Source organism: Escherichia sp. MOD1-EC6300, assembly GCF_002965045.1.
Classification (GTDB): domain Bacteria; phylum Pseudomonadota; class Gammaproteobacteria; order Enterobacterales; family Enterobacteriaceae; genus Escherichia; species Escherichia coli_F.
In genome coordinates, this window is the sequence record NZ_PTRH01000084.1 from 1 (window position 1) to 263 (window position 263).

The window sequence follows — 263 nt, forward strand, 5'->3', positions numbered from 1 at the left end:
GGGCAGTTACAGAGCCAGCACCTGAACAGCCTGCAGTATGACCGCGATTACACCTGGAACGACAACGGCGAACTCATCCGCATCAGCAGCCCGCGCCAGACCCGGAGTTACAGCTACAGCACCACCGGCAGGCTGACCGGCGTCCACACCACCACCTCAAATCTGGATATCCGCATCCCGTATGCCACGGACCCGGCAGGTAACCGCCTGCCTGACCCGGAGCTGCACCCGGACAGCACCCTCTGCATATGGCCGGATAATCG

The 263-nt window shown here is 62.4% G+C and carries 1 protein-coding gene; it reads left to right on the top strand.

Annotation, left to right across the window (positions count from 1 at the left end; translation table 11 throughout):
* The coding region (locus BGE37_RS24940) for an RHS repeat protein (protein ID WP_198598494.1) at positions 1 to 263 on the top strand (263 nt) is incomplete at both ends.